The organism is Paenibacillus sp. 481, assembly GCF_021223605.1.
Lineage (GTDB): Bacteria > Bacillota > Bacilli > Paenibacillales > Paenibacillaceae > Paenibacillus_B.
The window spans coordinates 879,644-895,865 of sequence record NZ_CP075175.1 but is presented as its reverse complement, the minus strand read 5'-3'; the positions used below and the strand labels follow the sequence as shown (position 1 = coordinate 895,865).

The window sequence follows — 16,222 nt, the reverse complement described above, 5'->3', positions numbered from 1 at the left end:
TTGGAGCGATTCATGCTTATTCAACAAGCAACCCATTGCATGGAGCGCAAAAGTGGTTATAATATATACTTTCATTAAGTAACGCAATACTAAGGTGAAAGGAGCAGCCGCATGAGTGGAACCGTTCCTAATATGAATCAAGAAGAACAATATTTGCAGCGTGTGCTACAAGTAATGGATCGTCAAATTCACGCTCTTGAGCAGACAGCGGCCGATCGTAACACGGAAATCGTGGAGATGAAGCGTCATTTTTGGGATGAAGTAACGGTCGACCAAGACGAATTGCTGGAGACGTATGTCAGTATCATGCAGCAAGCCAAAGATTTAGCCAACCACGAACGTGTGCAGGCGCATGCAGCAAAATGGGTGAAAAAGCTGCGCAAGCACATTCATGCCCCTTATTTCGGGCGGGTTGATTTTGTGGAGGATGGAGATACCGAGTTGCTGCCTGTGTACATCGGGCTGATGTCGGTATCAGATGATATCACAGGTGAACACATTGTGTACGACTGGCGTACACCGATTGCCAGTTTATTTTACGATTATGCACCAGGTCCGGTAAAGTATCGGACACCAGTTGAAACGATCTATGGCAACATGACGTTAAAGCGCCAGTATTTAATTCGCAGTAGCCGCTTAGAGTCGGTGTTTGATACGGGTATTCAAATCGGTGACGACATGCTGCAAGAGATGTTAAAGCGCAGCAGCGTCGATACGAAGATGAAAAGCATCGTTAGCACGATTCAACGTGAGCAAAATGCAATTATACGTGATGATGAGCATGATGTACTCATCGTACAAGGTGCTGCTGGCAGTGGTAAAACGTCGGCTGCTATGCAGCGAATTGCCTATTTGCTGTACAAATATAGAGACAGTATTCGTTCAGAACAGGTCGTATTGTTCTCGCCAAATGATCTATTCAACGATTATGTGTCTAACATATTACCAGAGCTAGGCGAGGCCAATATGACGCAAACAACGTACCAATCGTACGTTGAGCACCGTCTTGTATCTTCTCGGAACATAGAAGACGTATACGATCAAGCTGAGCGTCTTATGGATAAGCCGCAACGGGATACGCAGTCACTCGTTAAAGAAACGGAGCGTCAAGCTGCAAGTTGGAAGGCTTCAAATGACTATATGCGCGTGATGGATGCGTATATTGCTTCATTGAAGCAATCAGGTATGCGCTTTTTGTCATTTGGTACGCCTAAGCGAGTCATTATCGGGCCTGAGCGCTTGGCTGAACAATTTTACGGTTCGTTTGCGGACTGGTCGATGCCTGCACGGATGGACAAGTTGAAAGATTGGGTGCTTAACGAACTGAAAGACTGGGCGAAACGTGAAGAGAAGCGCGTGTATCGCAAGTTGCTTGCGCGACCGAACTATTTAGGTACAGAGGAAGAGCTACGGGCTATGAGTCGCAAGCAAGTGAAAAAGTGGCTGAAGTCGATGCGTGCTCAAGCTCGTGCTTTACGGTTCGTGGAGTGGGAAGAGATGTACGCGGATATGATGAGGCAACTGCCTCATTGGGCAGAACAGGCGGAGGAACGCACGTTGCTGCCTGAACAGTTAGAACAGGTTGGGCAAAGCACGTTGAAGCGACTGGAAGAAGGGACGATTCCGTTCGAAGACGCGTCACCTTTGCTGTATATGATTGAAAGCATTGAAGGCTTTGATGCATTTAATCATATTCGTCATGTTGTCATCGACGAAGCACAGGACTATTCCCAATTCCAATATGCGCTCATCGCACGCTTATTTCCGCGCAGTCGCTTCACGATTTTGGGTGACTGGAACCAAGCTATTTACGAAGCGAACCGCATTGGTACGATTGGTACGGTTGCGGATATGTTCGCTGATCGCAAAGTAGGTGTCATTCGCCTTACGAAGAGCTATCGCTCCACACAAAATATTATGGAGCTCGCTCAATCGGTATTGCCTGAAGGAGAAATGGCCGAGCCGTTTAACCGTAGCGGTGAGCAGCCGCAGCTAATCATAGTGAACGACATGGCTGAAAAAGTACAGCAAGCATCAGCAGTGCTTGGCCAAATCTCGAACGAGCATGTGGGATCGATAGCGATTATCGTGAAGGATGAAGCGACAGCGCAACATGTGCACACCGCTTTGCAACAGGAGCACCCGGATTTGCGGCGTGTGACGAAGCATACGAAGCAGTTCGTATCGGGTCAATGGATCGTACCTTCGTATTTAGCGAAGGGGCTAGAGTTTGACAGCGTAATCGTGTTTGATGCAGATGTAAGCACGTACGCACATGAAAGTGACCGTAAGTTGTTCTATACCGTGTGTACGCGTGCATTGCACCGATTAACATTCCTTGCAGAACGGCAAGTGACACCTTTTTTGCGGGACGCTTCATTACAACGAAATAGCTCATATGAAGCATAATAGTATAAAGTAAAAAAAGAAGCGCCTTGCAGCCAGAGCGGTATACATAACCGTTCATTGCGGGCGCTTTTTTTATATGTTTTGGGGGAGGAGGCCCACAAAAGGGCAAATGTTAGGTAACGACGTAGCAAATATGATCGTAGAGGACATGCAGCTTTTTGCCACCTGCTGACAGTTCAAGATGGTCGACAAAAACACCGCATAACGTGCCTTTAAGTTCACCGCATTTTGTAACAACTACGATTGGGCAGCCTTCGTGTTTGTACAGATGCTCAATGAGGCAAGGTCTAACGAATGTAACATTCGTAGTTGGAATTGGCGGTCTAGGTGGTTTTGGATAATGGATGATGGGTTGAATAATAGGTTGCACGATTGGCTTAGTATGGTGGCAAGGTGATGGGCCTGGTGTTGGATACCCTACATTAGCACCACCTACATTGGTTGGATATGCTACATTGGCACCGCCTACATTAGCTGGGTAAGCTGTGTTGGATCCACCTACGTTACCCACGTTATAACCAGAGAAATTGTTGCGCGTATAATTTGTCATGTAGTTTTATCGCTCCTTTTCCCGAAATTGGGGAGTTGACATGATAGCATATGTCCCGATTCGTTTTTGTGATTGGATATTCGCCCATTTTAATCCTAAAAAATGCAAGTGAACATCACAAGTAAATGAAAAAGACGAAAAGAAAGCGCCAACGCATACTGCCCGATTGGGGCGCGTTGACGCTATTTGCTGCTAGACATTAGATGTGTAGCAAGGTTAGCACAGCGAGAAAGTGTACGACAGAGCCGGCTAACACGAATAAATGCCACACCATATGGTGGAAAGGGAAGCCTCGCCATACATAAAATATAGTGCCAACCGTGTACAGCACGCCACCTGTTATAAGCAGATTCAAACCCATAGGTGTAAGAGAGGCGGCTAATGGTTGCCACACCAGCACGATAATCCACCCCATCCCAATATAAAGGAGGGTGGAAATGTACATGAAGCGTTTTGTGAAGAACGCTTTGAATACGACACCGCCGATTGCCATCGTCCAGACAAAAGCGAATATGGACCAGCCAAGCACATCGGGTAAGGCGATAAGGACGAATGGCGTATATGTACCTGCGATGAATAAATAAATCGAAGCGTGGTCAAACGTTTCGAACAGATCTTTTATTTTCCCATCAGGAAAGCTATGCACTAATGTTGAGGATGTATACAACACCAACATGGATATTCCGTATATGATAAAGCTAACAATGTGAATCGTTTCACCGAACATAGCAGCATAAATAATAAGTATAGTAAGTGCAGCAATGCTTAATAGTGCGCCTATGCCATGCGTAATCGCGTTGGCAATTTCCTCGCCACGAGAGTAAGTATGCGTATTCGCCATAATAACCTTCCTTTCCGGCCTTTCCGTTCCTCTCCTTATATTGTATCGAACTCTAACTTGGCCTGCAAATCGTAGCGTGAGCATTGACATCATTACAGATAGATGCTAACTTATCAGCACGATGCCCTATTTCCAAAAGTCATGCTTGTTCATTAAGAATAAGGAGTTGAAATGGATGTTTATTAATCGGCTCGAAAGCGATGTAATCGAACAATTGCCTGTCCCGAATGACGGCAATCGCTATGTATGTTTGACGTTAGACGACGGACCAGACCCCACTTACACACCACTAGTGCTCGACTTACTTGCTAAACATAACGCAAAGGCAACTTTTTTCATGATCGGAAAAGAGCTCGAAAAACATGGGGATACCGCAAGGCGAGTAAGGGACGAGGGGCATGAGCTGGCCAATCATACGTATACACACCCTTCAATTCCGACAATAACGTCGCTCGAAGTCAGAGCGGAGGTGATCCGCACAGCAGCGTTGTTGGAAGCGATTACAGGAAAAGTGGACAACTTGTTTCGCCCACCATACGGAGAATATAACGATCAAAATCTACGCGTACTGCATGATATGGGGTACCGTGTCGTCATGTGGTCGGAAAAGTTGGAAATGAGAGATTGGGAAAGTCCTGGTGTTGATGTATTAGTAGAGATAGCTTTAAAAGAGGCTTTTAATGGCGGCATTATGCTATTCCATGATGGAGGTGGTAATCATCGTATGCAGACAGTAGAAGCGTTGCGGATTATCGTCCCCCGGTTAACGGAGCAGGGATATCGTTTTGTAACGGTCAGTCATTTGCTGGAATTGTGCAAGCCTAATGAGAAAAAGTAGTTTACTTCCAAACGTACGTTCTTTAATATAAATACTATGCGCATAAAAAAACAGCGCCATCATCTATACCTATTTTCCGGCATAGTGTTCGGCGCTGTTCAGCCTTCTTGTTGGCTACAATTTGCGTGCGGGGCTTGCGTGTCCACGCGTTTCGATTTATTTCGGGGTTAAGCTTACCTGCACGTTCGGCTTTGAGCCGGTCTCTTTTAAGTTTGCTTCGTTTACTCATTTCATCGTCCTCCTAGTGTGCATTTGAAAGTGCATATGTATAGCTTAATGCGGGAGAGCCAAATTTTCAACACCCCACCAACGATTGGTGATGATCAATTGCGACAACTTGGTTTGAAAAAGGGGGATATCCATGATCGTTCGAGAGAGAGAACACGATTTTGTCATGATTGAGCAGCATGAACATGGGAAGCTGTCAGGTGTAATGGCTACACATTTTAAACGGGAATTGCTTGTCGGAACAGATCGGTTTGATGAATTGGTGTATGCCGTTAACGAGCATGATTGCAGTTGGATGGGGTTAGATAATATTCCAATATGGAACGAATGCAGCCAGGTGCCATTCTCATTTATGGATTATCCGTTACCGTTGAAAGTAGCCTTTTATCGCTTAGGAGTAGATGAAGTTGAGCAAAAGAGTATATACGCTGCTTTATTGAACAGCTTACATTTTTCCTCCTTTTTTCATGTGGAGAAACTTCCGGCTGTGCAACAATTTATGGCCCATGAACGCGAACGTCAGCAGCGCATTCGTCAATTGCTGCCTGACATGAAAGAGGAAGTTATACATAATCATTTAAATCTGTTGCAATTTTGTGATGATCTGTCTTTATATGTATGTCTTAATGAGCCAGGCGTTCGTAAAGAGGACGAATTTGTATGGTATCAAGATGGAATTGAAAATTCCATTCCGTTTCATCACGATCGTAAATCGATGATTGTCGCAGAATGGGTGGATGAGCACAATATTAAGCTGAGTTCATTTCCGTTTACGTCTTCCTTTACGACATCGATACCGTTTAAAGTCGTGTCGAAAGTACGTGCTGGGGCAATCGGTATTCATAAGGCGTATCAGGAGCAGCCAATGCAACATTTAAACGTTTCATTTCGTCCAGAACACGATCATCCAGAGCCTTTGTAAAGGCTGTTAACTAGAGGGGGAATGAAATGCAAGACCATATAAAAAAGCTAACCAAACGAGCAGCTGTAACGATTATGGATCGGCAGCTCTTAAACGGTCATGGCAGCTGCGTGTTATGGTTTACCGGCTTGTCTGGAGCGGGAAAATCGACCATTGCGGCCCAGTTGGAGTTGCATTTGCTAAATCGTAAAGTGAAATGCTACGTGTTGGATGGAGAAATGTTGCAGGAGGGCTTGAACCAAGACCTTGGTTATACGGCTGCGGATCGCTCCGAAAACATTCGTCGTATCGGCGAAGTAGCAAAGCTGTTTGTTGACGCGGGCTTTATTGTAGTGGTGGCGACCGTATCACCGAATAAAGTGAACCGAGAGATGGCTCGGTCCATCTTTGGCAGTAAACAATACCATGAAGTGTTTGTGGATTGCCCGCTTGAAGTATGCGAGCAGCGTGATCCGAAAGGATTTTACTGGCGCTCGAAGCTAGGTTTAATGGGTTCGACGATTTATGAACGGCCCGAACAGCCGGAGCTTACTTTGCACACTAATGAGCAAACTGTCAATGAATCGGTGGCGCAACTCATTCAATATATGGAACAGCATGAGCTTATATAGATGACATACATAAAATCTCTTAATGGAGTGGTTGATTGGCCCACGGTGGCCGTCGCTCTGTTAAGGGGTTTTTTAGTTTGCCTTTTAGTCGGAATGTGTGCGCAAAGGATAAAACGAGATGTTTAGGGGCATATTTTACCAATGGTTAGTGAGTAAAATAAAGGGGTGAATACGATGCCCTTACTGAGGCGCAAATGCGGTGCCTTGTACTATCGTGTGCAAGGAGAAGGTGTACCGATCCTATTTATTCATCCGCCGCTACTTACGTCCGATAATTTCAACTATCAGGCTGAGCAGTTGTCTAGGCAGTATAAAATTGTGACGTTCGATATTCGCGGACATGGCTATAGCGATGCTTCGAATGAAGCGGTTACGTATCCGCTGATCGTGCAAGATATGGTACAGTTGATGGACAGTTTAGGCATCCAAAAGGCTTATGTGTGCGGCTATTCCACAGGTGGAGGTGTCGCACTTGAAGCGCTGCTCTCCTACCCTGAGCGATTTAGCGGGGCAGTCGTCATTAGTGGGATGTCAGAAGCGAGCGATTGGCGGCTGCGCAGCCGGATTTCACTTGCCGTTGCGCTTACGGCGATGAAAGCCAAGCAGTTGCTATCACTTGCTATTGTGTGGGGCAATGCGAACAATCGTGCGATGTTTGATACACTGCTACGTACAGCCCGACAAGGCTGCGTGGACAATTGGCAGCAGTATTATCGTTCGAGTCTGTTGTACGATAGTACTGCTAGGTTAAGTGCGATTACGGCACCTGTGCTTATGATTTATGGCGAACGGGACAAGCGATTTTTCCGATATGCGGATAAATTAAAGTCCGTGTTACCGCAAAGTGAGTTGGTCTGGATCGCGGGAGCGAAGCATCAAATTCCGACCAAGCATGCTCACACTATGAATATGTTGATTGAACGTTGGATTCAACATATGGAGCCGGCCCATAGAACGCGTCTATAAAAGGTATAGCTGCTGGTAAGCGATGCACACAAGCGCAAGCAAAAGCACAGGCAGAAGCAGAAGCACGAGCATGAGCAGCACATAGTACCGCGCTCATGCTCGTTTGCATTATTTTACACCTTCCTATTCTACGAATACATTTCATAGTAACACTACTTACGAATCTACCTCTGTCTATTCTATTAACCTCTACTCTATCTGGGCAGTTCTCGTATTTGATCACAAATGATATGCACGGTTAACCGTGCAAGATGTTGAATCTTCTCAAAGCATACGTTGATCGATATGCTTAAAACAGGTGAGAGGTTGTGAGTGATATCATGTTTCCGTCTTGGTTTGAAAGCGTATTTATGCTCAACCATGTTGCAGACAACGTCGGACACCAGAGGAGTAAATCAGCATGCTGTTAATGCGTTCCAGAACTTTATTAAAAAAGCTGATACGCACACAAGTGTCTTACCTTATTAAAGATTTGGCTAAAGATTTTAATGTGAGTGAACGGACGATAAAAAATGATTTAAAGTTAATGCGCGCATGGCTTGCAGGCAGAGGCACGTGTATTGAGTCTCATCCCAAGCGGGGCGTCTGGATTACGTGCAGCGAAGAGGCGCAGCTAATATTGCTGCAAGCGATCGATCAGGATGAGCAAAGTGCGGTTATGACGCCGCAAGAACGAATTAATTTTATTATTATTGGGCTGATTGCTGCCGATACGTTTAGGACGATCGGCTCGATTGAGCGCAAATACGGCGTGAGCCGCAATACGGTGCTATCGGATTTAGCACAAGCAGAATCGTTATTAACCGCTTATAGTCTGAAGCTTGAGCGAGGCTCTCAAGGTCTTTGCATCGAAGGGACAGAAATGGATAAGCGTATGATGTTGGAGAGCCGCATTATTGAGCTGTTAGACGGTAGTGATATGCTGCGCATCATTTTAGGTGTCGTCAAGCAGGAGCGGCCGAAGCTATTAAGTCGCGTGCTTGATCAGTTACTCGGTTCGTTTAATCATTTAGACGGTATTTTTGTCGCTACTGCCCGCATTATTAAGGAACTCCAACGCAAGACAGATGCACTGCTGTCAGACAACCAAATCATCGGGGTATTTATCCGTATTTGTATTGTGATTCAGCGTCAGCATGGTCATCAGCGTGCGTATAGTCAAATTGAGCTGCCGAACGATAGCTCGGCTCCAGCGGGGGAAATGGGAGTCGTGTACGAGACGGTGCAGGACGCACTCGTCGCTTTGGGCGCTAACCATGGCGGGGGTGTTGCGTTACCACCATACGATATCTGGTTTGTATCGTTGCAGGCGACGGACAGTGTCGCGCTGCGTCCCGGCGATGCTGCCTTAAAAAAGGCTGTCAGCATTCCCGACTCTTACATAGTAACAGGCGAGCTAATCCGCAGCGTTAGCGAACGTCTTGGCATTCGGGTAGTGGATGACCCGAAGCTGTTCAGTAACTTGTTTAATCACTTATCAAGCAAGTTGACCAAATATCAATGCGGTGTCGTGGAGCCCAACCTGCTACTGCAAGAAATTGTGAGCGCATACAGGCATATGTTCACCACTGTGAAAATGTGCTGCACCGATGTACTCGGCAAGTACAACGTTCGTTTAAGCGATGCGGACATTGCTTTTATTGCCCTTCATTTTCAGACCGCGTATGAATGTCAGCGGGAAATGAAGCAGGTTCCCGCCCTCGTCGTGTGCGGAACCGGACGGGGAACGTCAGAATATTTAAAAACGGTTCTCTCCCATCATGTGAAGCGGTTGTTTATTGTGACGTGCTGCTCCGTGTTGGAATGGAGTAAGGTGTTGCCGACAGTTGATGCTGACATCATTATTAGTATTTTCCCGTTAGAGTCTAATGGAGACCCGATTCCTCCGGTTGTGACGGTTAATCCGATTCCGAGCGAACAGGACTTTCAAGCGATTATGGAAGCGGTGCAACAGGTGGAGGAGCGCAAGTTTGGCCATTCGTTTCAACAGCAGGCCATTTCGTTGCCGCCAAATGCGATGATTTCTAATTCTACGGCCAGCTTGGATGGTTACGGGCATCACGTCGGTTGGATGATGCAGTCGGTTATCGTCCGTGGCTATGAGCTCAATCAAAAAATTAACACCCGTCTTGGTGCACAGCTAAGTCAAGAAAGGGCGCAAGGATTAGCCCTTCATATCATGTTATTTATGTCGCGAGTTGCGCTGCGCTCACAATTTGACCGAAGTGAACGCCACACGTCTGTTGATCCAAGGTCAACATCAATTCGCGGCGAATTGGAGCACATTTTTCAAGAGGAAGAATTAACAGTGACCGAAGGGGAAATGCAAGCGATGTTACATTACTTCGTCTAAGCTGGCATCGTTAAGATGACGAATTGATGGGGGTAAGATAAGTCTTGTTGAAAGCGATTGCAAAAAGGAGGGGGGCGTTCGCATGCAAACCAATTTATACAGCATCAATGAAGTCATGGCAGGGCTAGGCGAGCATTTGGCTGTGGAACCAGCTGAAGCGGCTGAAGTAAGTACGTTAATGGCACACTTGCAGCCGTTGGCAGAGCAGACGCAGCTCCATATTCCACAGGATCGAGCGGTTATGATTGCGGCGCATTTGGTAGCGTTTGTTAGAAGAGTGGCGCGTAATGAATGGCTCCCGACGCTGGATGAAGGGATGTTGGAAGCGATCGATGTACAATGTGTGCAGTTGAGTCGAGAGCTGCTTGAGCAGTATCCGCGTATGGGCGCAAGGCTGCTGGATGATGCGGAAATCTTTTTTTTGGCCGTACATTTTGAGGCGATTATGCAGTTGAATGCTTAACGATAACATACTAAACGCTCAGATCTAAACGATTACATCTAAACCATTACATATAAAGAGGAGCGATCGTCATGGAAAATGAAAACAAAGTGAAAGTGGTCATCGGGGACCGTCTAGGTAAAGGGCAGAACGTGGCAAAAGGTGTAGAGGCAGCAGGGGGGATCGCAATCGTCATTCCAGGGCCAGGCGCAGATATGCGGCTTGGTGATGTGATGAATAAAGAAAATGCTGACTTTGGCATTTCGTTCTGCGGTAGCGGCGGTGCGGGTGCATTGCAAGCAGCGAACAAATACAAATGGCCAGTCGAGTTTGGCTTGCGTTCGATTGATTCGGGCATTACGGCGATTCGCGCAGGTAAAAAGGTAGTGGGCTTCGGATTTATGGATGTAGAAGAGCTGGGCCGTCGTTTGACGGAAGAATATATCAAATTGAATCGGGGGTAAGCCATGTATCGGGAAAAAGAACTCACGTTGGCTTTGACGGGCAAAGGGGATACGAAACTGAAAGCGTTTCAAAGTATTTTTTCGCAAGTGAAAACAACGGTAGCTAAACAAAATCCCGATGTGCTGCTACGCATTGAGCCGATGGATGTAGAAGTGGTGTCGGCAAAGGCGTTGTCGTACACGGAGCGCTTCTTAGGGTTCTTGTTTCCCCGCCGTCGTACGATTTATGAGCTGAGTGTGAAAGTTAAGGTGCAGCTACGGTATGTGAGCTTGTCCGACATCGAATTTGAAGCGCAAGAGGAGTCGTTGACTAAGGTGCAGCGCGTATTGCGAATGCGATAATAGACCTGTAGTAGACCGAAGTATGCGGATAGGCTGTACTTGAGAGTTTGAGAGCTTTCTTCGCTTGATAGGCTTATTAACGAAGGGGTGAAACGCAATATGACGTTCATTATTTTATTTAAATCCCTTATTATCGGCGCATTGGCTGGATTCGGCATCGGTGCTGGAGCCGCTCGCATGTTCCATGCCCCGAACGTGCAAGGCATGGGTGCATTTCGTACATTTGGCGAATTAAATGCATGTGAAGGAGATGCGGTCGCTCATTTTTCGTTCGGCTTAGGCTTCTTATTTAATGCTTGGGCTTCGGTTGTTGGTGCCGGAGCGTTAACACAAGATGTGGAGCATCGCATCATTCCGAATTGGGCAGCGGCAGTGTTGCTAGTCAAAAACCGCTCTGTAGAAGACACACTCCACAATCCTAAAAAAATGGCATTTGCCGGTGCCATTGTAGGGGCGGCGGTTGTCGGTTTGCTCAACTCGACGGCGGCATCTGTGCCTGAATCGCTGCAAGCGGTCGCTACTCAAGTGCTCGTCCCAGCGGCTAACTGGCTTATTAATCCGATTATGCCGATTGTGTTCTGGATGGCAGCCATGGATGCTGGACAGCGCACAGGCGTGTGGGCAACCGTCCTCGGTGGCCTGTCACACCTTGTAATGGGCAATGCTGTGCCAGGTATCGTCCTCGGTATTTTGATCGGAAAAGGAGTAGACGACGGCGGCTGGACGCGAATTACAAAATCGCTCGTCGGCGCAGTTGTCCTGTTGTTCTTGCTGAGTGGCTTCTTCCGTGGTTTCGATGTGAAGCTATTGCACAGTTTTTATGTGGAAATTCCGCACTGGCTCATCGATTTACATGCCTTTTTCGGTTCGGAGGTGAAGTGAGATGCAGGATAACGTGATGGAATTGAAAAAAAATTTTTGGTTCGCTGAGTGGTCATTTGTGTTGTTCGTAGCACTGACCTCTGCTGGCATATTTGCCGGTACACATATGTACTATGTGTATCAAGTAGGGGCATTTAACGATATTGCCGTTGTGGCCATGTTGAAATCAGGTATGGATGGCGGCGCATATGGTGCGGCAGCGGCGTTCGGTGCCAGCTTCTTATTTGCACGTATATTGGAGGGGCCATTGGTCGGTATTTTGGACATTGGTGGAGCTTTACAAACGGGACTCGGTATCGGGGTGCCCGCGATGTTGCTGGCAGCCGGCATTACGCTACCGATGGAGAACTTTGTCGTCGCCCTTATGACAGGGACTGCGCTTGGTGCGGCTGTGGGCGGTATCATTATCGGTATTCGTAAGTTTACGATTAATGCAGCGAATTCGACGTTCGGTGCGGACGTCATGATGGGAGCGGGCAACGCGGCAGGGCGCTACCTTGGCCCACTCATTATGATTTCGGCTGCGACGGCTTCGATTCCGGCAGGAATTGGCGCGACGATTGGAGCGGCGCTCTTCTATGCATATAAGAAACCGATTGCCGGTGGAGCGATTTTAGGAGCGATGTTGGCCGGTTATTTCTTCCCGATTACAGGATGATGGTCACGAGTGGTACATAAGTGAGCAAAGCATAGAAATGTTCAAAAAGCAGTCCGGCAGCTTGAATGAGGTCAGTGCTACATGTACTGACGTCAGTGAGCTACCGGACTGCTTTATATGATTTGCAGAGATATAGAACTAAACTTTGAATAAGGCTCGTTATTTCGCTTTGACTTTAATGAAAGAAACGTCGTCGTATTTAGCCGATTCGTCGGCTAACAATCGCAGTTGTTTGCCTTTTAAATAGTGATCAAAGAAATCGAGCGCATAGTCTTGAATGACTTGATGCGTCTGCTGCACATGCTTCACGTCATGAGCATCGGGATGATCAAAACTACCATGCCAGCTGAACTGTGGTGCAGCTAGTGGAATATCGCTAAAGCTCATATGCGATGATTGCTCAAGCAGAAGGGAGTGATGCTTACTGTCGATTACTCGTTCGGAGCGAATGAGTATCGCCTCCGCAAAATGTTCTGCTTCAGCGTGTGGAATCCCCATTTGCTCCATCTGACTAATCCATTTCGGCAAGTTATCCCGCAACACGTCTTTCGTATACATATACAAGAAAGGCTGTTCAATGCCGGCATCTGGAATCGGATGGCCAAAGAAGCCACCGTCCATATTAAGTCCCGCTTTCAAACGAGTATCTTGCAGCAATGCCTGAGCGGCAGTCGCGCCTCCGAAAGAGTGACCGAGTATACCGATTCGATTCATATCCATACGTTCGAACACCGGGTTCGCTGAACAGCCAGATAACTGCTCGATTTGATCCAAGATGAATTGGACGTCCTTAACCCACACTTCGACGTTTAATTGATCCATGTACGGAATGTTCGTTAATTCAGGTTTCACCATGCGAGCAACCCTGCCATGAGGGAATAAGGTGAACGCCGCACTGTAAGTGTGATTAATGCTTACGACGATGTACCCTTCACTTGCGAGCTGCTCAGTCAAAAACGTATACGAATTCATCGTTGCCCCAAAGCCGTGTGAGAATATAAGGACAGGATACTGTTGTCCCTCCGTCGCGATCGGGGCTCCTGGGATAGAGTTGGTCTGAACTTCAGCCAGTTTGGTTAATATAGCTGCTGGCAAGCCGATATAGTCTGCATACGATTCCGCGAACAGTTCAGGATGGTCGGAATAGACTTGCCGTTCAAGAGAAACGTTATCGTGTGTAGGGTACCACACTTGCACCATGAGTTCCCGATTATCAGCGGAGTCTTCTGAAAAAGTGTCCGCACGCAAAGTATCGATCCAATAGTACGTTTCGGTTCCTACCTGATACGCACCAGTCGGCTCTTTGAGCGTAATATCCGGCAGCTCGCTTGGCGCAGGAGGTTCCGCGTCCAGCGTGCGAAATGAATACTCCTTAGGCGGTTCCACCCCTAGCAGATGTTTGACGAAATAATCCCATTTGCGGCGCACAAAATATGGACTTGATGTAATATTGTGGCCCACATTGGGCAAAATCAACAGATCGAAATCTTTGTTCGCTTTAATGAGCGCATCCGCGAGCCTTAACGTATGCGCGGCGTATACGTTGTTGTCAATATCCCCGTGCGCAAGCAGCAGCTTGCCTTTCAAGCTGGCAGCTAAGCGAGTGTTATCTTGATCCGCATAACGATCAGGGTATTGAGGGTCAACCATGCCTTGGAAGTGTTCGCCCCAAATCCATGTATACATTAACTGTTCATGATTTCCTGCTCCTGATACTGCTACTTTGTATATGTCAGGATATTTTAAAATTGCTCGCGCAGCAGCGTAGCCGCCTCCAGAGTATCCCCATATGCCTACTCGTTCGGTATCTATGTAAGGGAACTGTTGCGCTAACTGCTTGACAGCATGAGCATGATCGATTAGACCTGCCGCGCCTCCTAAATTGCCAGCACTATAATCATGGAACGCTCGTGAGCGGAATGGCGTTCCTCTACCATCCATAATAATCGTGACAAAGCCTAATTGAGCAAAGGCTTGCAGTCCTCCAATACGTGCATCCCCCATAATAAAAGATTTAGGGGTTACGGCTATTTGTGGGCCGCCATAGCAACAGTCGATAAGCGGATATTTTCGTGCTGGATCAAACTCAGCAGGACGCACAATAATTCCGTACAAATCGGTTTCACCATCGTGAGCTTTGACCGTAAATCGTTCGGGGAGCTGATATCCTAGCTCCATTAGTGGCAAAATATCCGCCTGTTCTAATTCGCGGACAACGCTTCCATCTGCCTCGCATAGTACGCTAATGGGCGGCAAGTCAACACGAGAATACGTATCCACAAAATATTTCAAGTCAGGTGCAAACACAATTGTATGATTGGCATCTTCTGGTGTAAGCAGGGACAAATCGGTACCATCCAAACGTACTCGATATACATGTTGAAAATAAGGATCGCGTTTGAGCTCACGCCCACTAGCTGTGAAATAGACCCAACCGCTGTCCTCGTCGACAGCTACTAAGCGACGTACATTCCATTTGCCAGCAGTCAAAGATCGTATAATTTGGCCTGTATTTGCATGGATGACATAGAGATGAGCCCAGCCATCACGTTCCGAATGGCAAATAAAAGTGTTGTCTTGCAGCAGACGGAAATTGAGTGGTAATAGCTCGGAAGATGGTTGAGAGATATTTAGATTGCCATAAGGATATAGATGGAAGAACAAAAACGTATCACTTTGTTCCTCTATCACAGGATGTGTGGCTCCTGTATTGGAGTCTACTAGTATAAGTCGTGCTGACTTATGATCACGTGAAATATGAATATAGTAAGCTTGCGTGCTATCTGCCGACCACCCTGCTAGTGGCAGATCAGGACTGCATATGGTCCTTCCTTGAGCTGGGATAGGATCTGTCTGAATTTTAACCGTATCTTGGGATTGTATGTGACAAATAAATAACTCTTCAAGCGGAATATGTGTATCTCCTGGCATCGCATACCGTGCGGAATGTAGCACGGGACGAACTTCCTGTTTGTTAAAAGGGACGGATTGAACAAGATGTGTTTCTCGAACAGCTCGCTGATCAAGTCGTACGGTGAGCAATTTGGTTGAATCAGGTGACCAAATGACGTTCGGCGGTGAGGAACTTTTGTGTGATTCGTTCGTGATCGTTTTCATTGGATCTGTCTCGCCCGCATAATCATAATGCTGTTCACCGTTGAATGTGAGCTGTCTAATTTCTCCTGTTAACAGGTGGCGAACAAATAAATTGAACTGTTCCGTAAAAGCGGCCCACTGACCATCTGGAGATAACAGCTCGTTGCGAGCTGGACGTGGGACGGAGTCCATGCGGATACATATATAGTTGAGCAAACTACATTCCCAGCGTACTTGGTCAGCATCAAATTGAATACTTTGGTCTTCATCGTGAATAGTTAAATACGTTATGGGCAAATGATTTGCGTCGATTGGTTTGTTCAGAACGGTACTTAAAGCTGATGCTAAACGTTGATGATCAAAAGCAGGCTTAACCGTGTTAAGAGAGGGATTGACGACGACAAACTCGGAGCCTTTTCCCGTGCCAAGTCGAAAATCGCGTTTATACCAAAATTGATTGCTTTGTCCAATCCAGTTCGGAATAACACGGCTGTTCTCAACGTAATCCGTCCATGTGGAGAAAAACATTTTTTCGGCTCGTGCGTAATGCTCACCTGTTAATTCGTTGGCCATCTGTATGATCACTCCTTAATTGGGTTTCAATATAAGATAAACACATC

15 protein-coding genes are annotated in these 16,222 nt (G+C 46.7%); 11 read left to right on the top strand and 4 right to left on the bottom strand.

From position 1 onward, the window contains the following. The first annotated feature begins 111 nt into the window (after positions 1-111). Complete coding sequence (helD, locus tag KIK04_RS03725; protein ID WP_232276989.1) at positions 112-2,409, top strand: RNA polymerase recycling motor HelD; 2,298 nt, start codon at positions 112-114, stop codon at positions 2,407-2,409. 112 nt (positions 2,410-2,521) lie between these two features. On the opposite strand, the gene KIK04_RS03720 is transcribed toward helD, so the two are convergent. Together KIK04_RS03720 and trhA are read right to left on the bottom strand one after the other, a co-directional pair. Further along, complete coding sequence (locus tag KIK04_RS03720; protein WP_232276988.1) at positions 2,522-2,959, bottom strand: DUF2642 domain-containing protein; 438 nt, start codon at positions 2,957-2,959, stop codon at positions 2,522-2,524. A 199-nt stretch (positions 2,960-3,158) separates the two neighbouring features. Next, on the bottom strand, positions 3,159-3,800 hold the full coding sequence (trhA, locus tag KIK04_RS03715; RefSeq protein ID WP_232276987.1) for a PAQR family membrane homeostasis protein TrhA: 642 nt from the start codon (positions 3,798-3,800) through the stop codon (positions 3,159-3,161). A gap of 175 nt (positions 3,801-3,975) precedes the next feature. Here trhA and KIK04_RS03710 point away from each other — a divergent pair, with 175 nt between their 5' ends. After that, the gene (locus tag KIK04_RS03710; RefSeq protein ID WP_232276986.1) at positions 3,976-4,638 is read left to right on the top strand and encodes a polysaccharide deacetylase family protein; all 663 of its coding nucleotides are present in this window, start codon (positions 3,976-3,978) and stop codon (positions 4,636-4,638) included. A gap of 34 nt (positions 4,639-4,672) precedes the next feature. On the opposite strand, the gene KIK04_RS03705 is transcribed toward KIK04_RS03710, so the two are convergent. Continuing rightward, positions 4,673-4,867, bottom strand: coding sequence for a hypothetical protein (locus KIK04_RS03705; protein WP_232276985.1), 195 nt, complete (start codon positions 4,865-4,867; stop codon positions 4,673-4,675). Between the two features lie 132 nt (positions 4,868-4,999). Here KIK04_RS03705 and KIK04_RS03700 point away from each other — a divergent pair, with 132 nt between their 5' ends. The 9 genes from KIK04_RS03700 to KIK04_RS03660 all read left to right on the top strand — a co-directional run bounded on the left by KIK04_RS03700 (position 5,000) and on the right by KIK04_RS03660 (position 12,506). Further along, positions 5,000-5,788: a DUF3891 family protein gene (locus KIK04_RS03700; RefSeq protein ID WP_232276984.1), complete on the top strand. Its 789-nt coding sequence runs from the start codon at positions 5,000-5,002 to the stop codon at positions 5,786-5,788. Positions 5,789-5,814: 26 nt separating this feature from the next. Continuing rightward, positions 5,815-6,399, top strand: coding sequence for an adenylyl-sulfate kinase (gene cysC / locus KIK04_RS03695; RefSeq protein WP_232276983.1), 585 nt, complete (start codon positions 5,815-5,817; stop codon positions 6,397-6,399). A gap of 174 nt (positions 6,400-6,573) precedes the next feature. After that, a complete protein-coding gene (locus KIK04_RS03690) occupies positions 6,574-7,365 on the top strand; it encodes an alpha/beta fold hydrolase (RefSeq protein ID WP_232276982.1) in 792 nt (263 codons plus the stop codon). Between the two features lie 400 nt (positions 7,366-7,765). Further along, positions 7,766-9,718 carry a BglG family transcription antiterminator gene (locus tag KIK04_RS03685; RefSeq protein WP_232276981.1) on the top strand — a complete coding sequence of 651 codons (1,953 nt, stop codon included), beginning with the start codon at positions 7,766-7,768 and terminating at the stop codon, positions 9,716-9,718. Positions 9,719-9,800: 82 nt separating this feature from the next. Further along, the gene (locus KIK04_RS03680) at positions 9,801-10,181 is read left to right on the top strand and encodes a hypothetical protein (protein ID WP_232276980.1); all 381 of its coding nucleotides are present in this window, start codon (positions 9,801-9,803) and stop codon (positions 10,179-10,181) included. Positions 10,182-10,252: 71 nt separating this feature from the next. Continuing rightward, entirely contained in the window at positions 10,253-10,624 is a 372-nt protein-coding gene (locus KIK04_RS03675) for an SFCGS family glycine-rich protein (protein ID WP_232276979.1), read from the top strand. A 3-nt stretch (positions 10,625-10,627) separates the two neighbouring features. Further along, positions 10,628-10,966, top strand: coding sequence for a DUF4312 family protein (locus KIK04_RS03670; protein ID WP_232276978.1), 339 nt, complete (start codon positions 10,628-10,630; stop codon positions 10,964-10,966). Positions 10,967-11,065: 99 nt separating this feature from the next. Beyond that, entirely contained in the window at positions 11,066-11,848 is a 783-nt protein-coding gene (locus tag KIK04_RS03665; protein ID WP_232276977.1) for a DUF4311 domain-containing protein, read from the top strand. Position 11,849: 1 nt separating this feature from the next. Then, entirely contained in the window at positions 11,850-12,506 is a 657-nt protein-coding gene (locus tag KIK04_RS03660; protein ID WP_232276976.1) for a DUF4310 family protein, read from the top strand. A 159-nt stretch (positions 12,507-12,665) separates the two neighbouring features. Here KIK04_RS03660 and KIK04_RS03655 read toward each other — a convergent pair whose 3' ends face one another. Further along, complete coding sequence (locus KIK04_RS03655) at positions 12,666-16,175, bottom strand: DPP IV N-terminal domain-containing protein (protein ID WP_232276975.1); 3,510 nt, start codon at positions 16,173-16,175, stop codon at positions 12,666-12,668. Positions 16,176-16,222 lie beyond the last annotated feature (47 nt).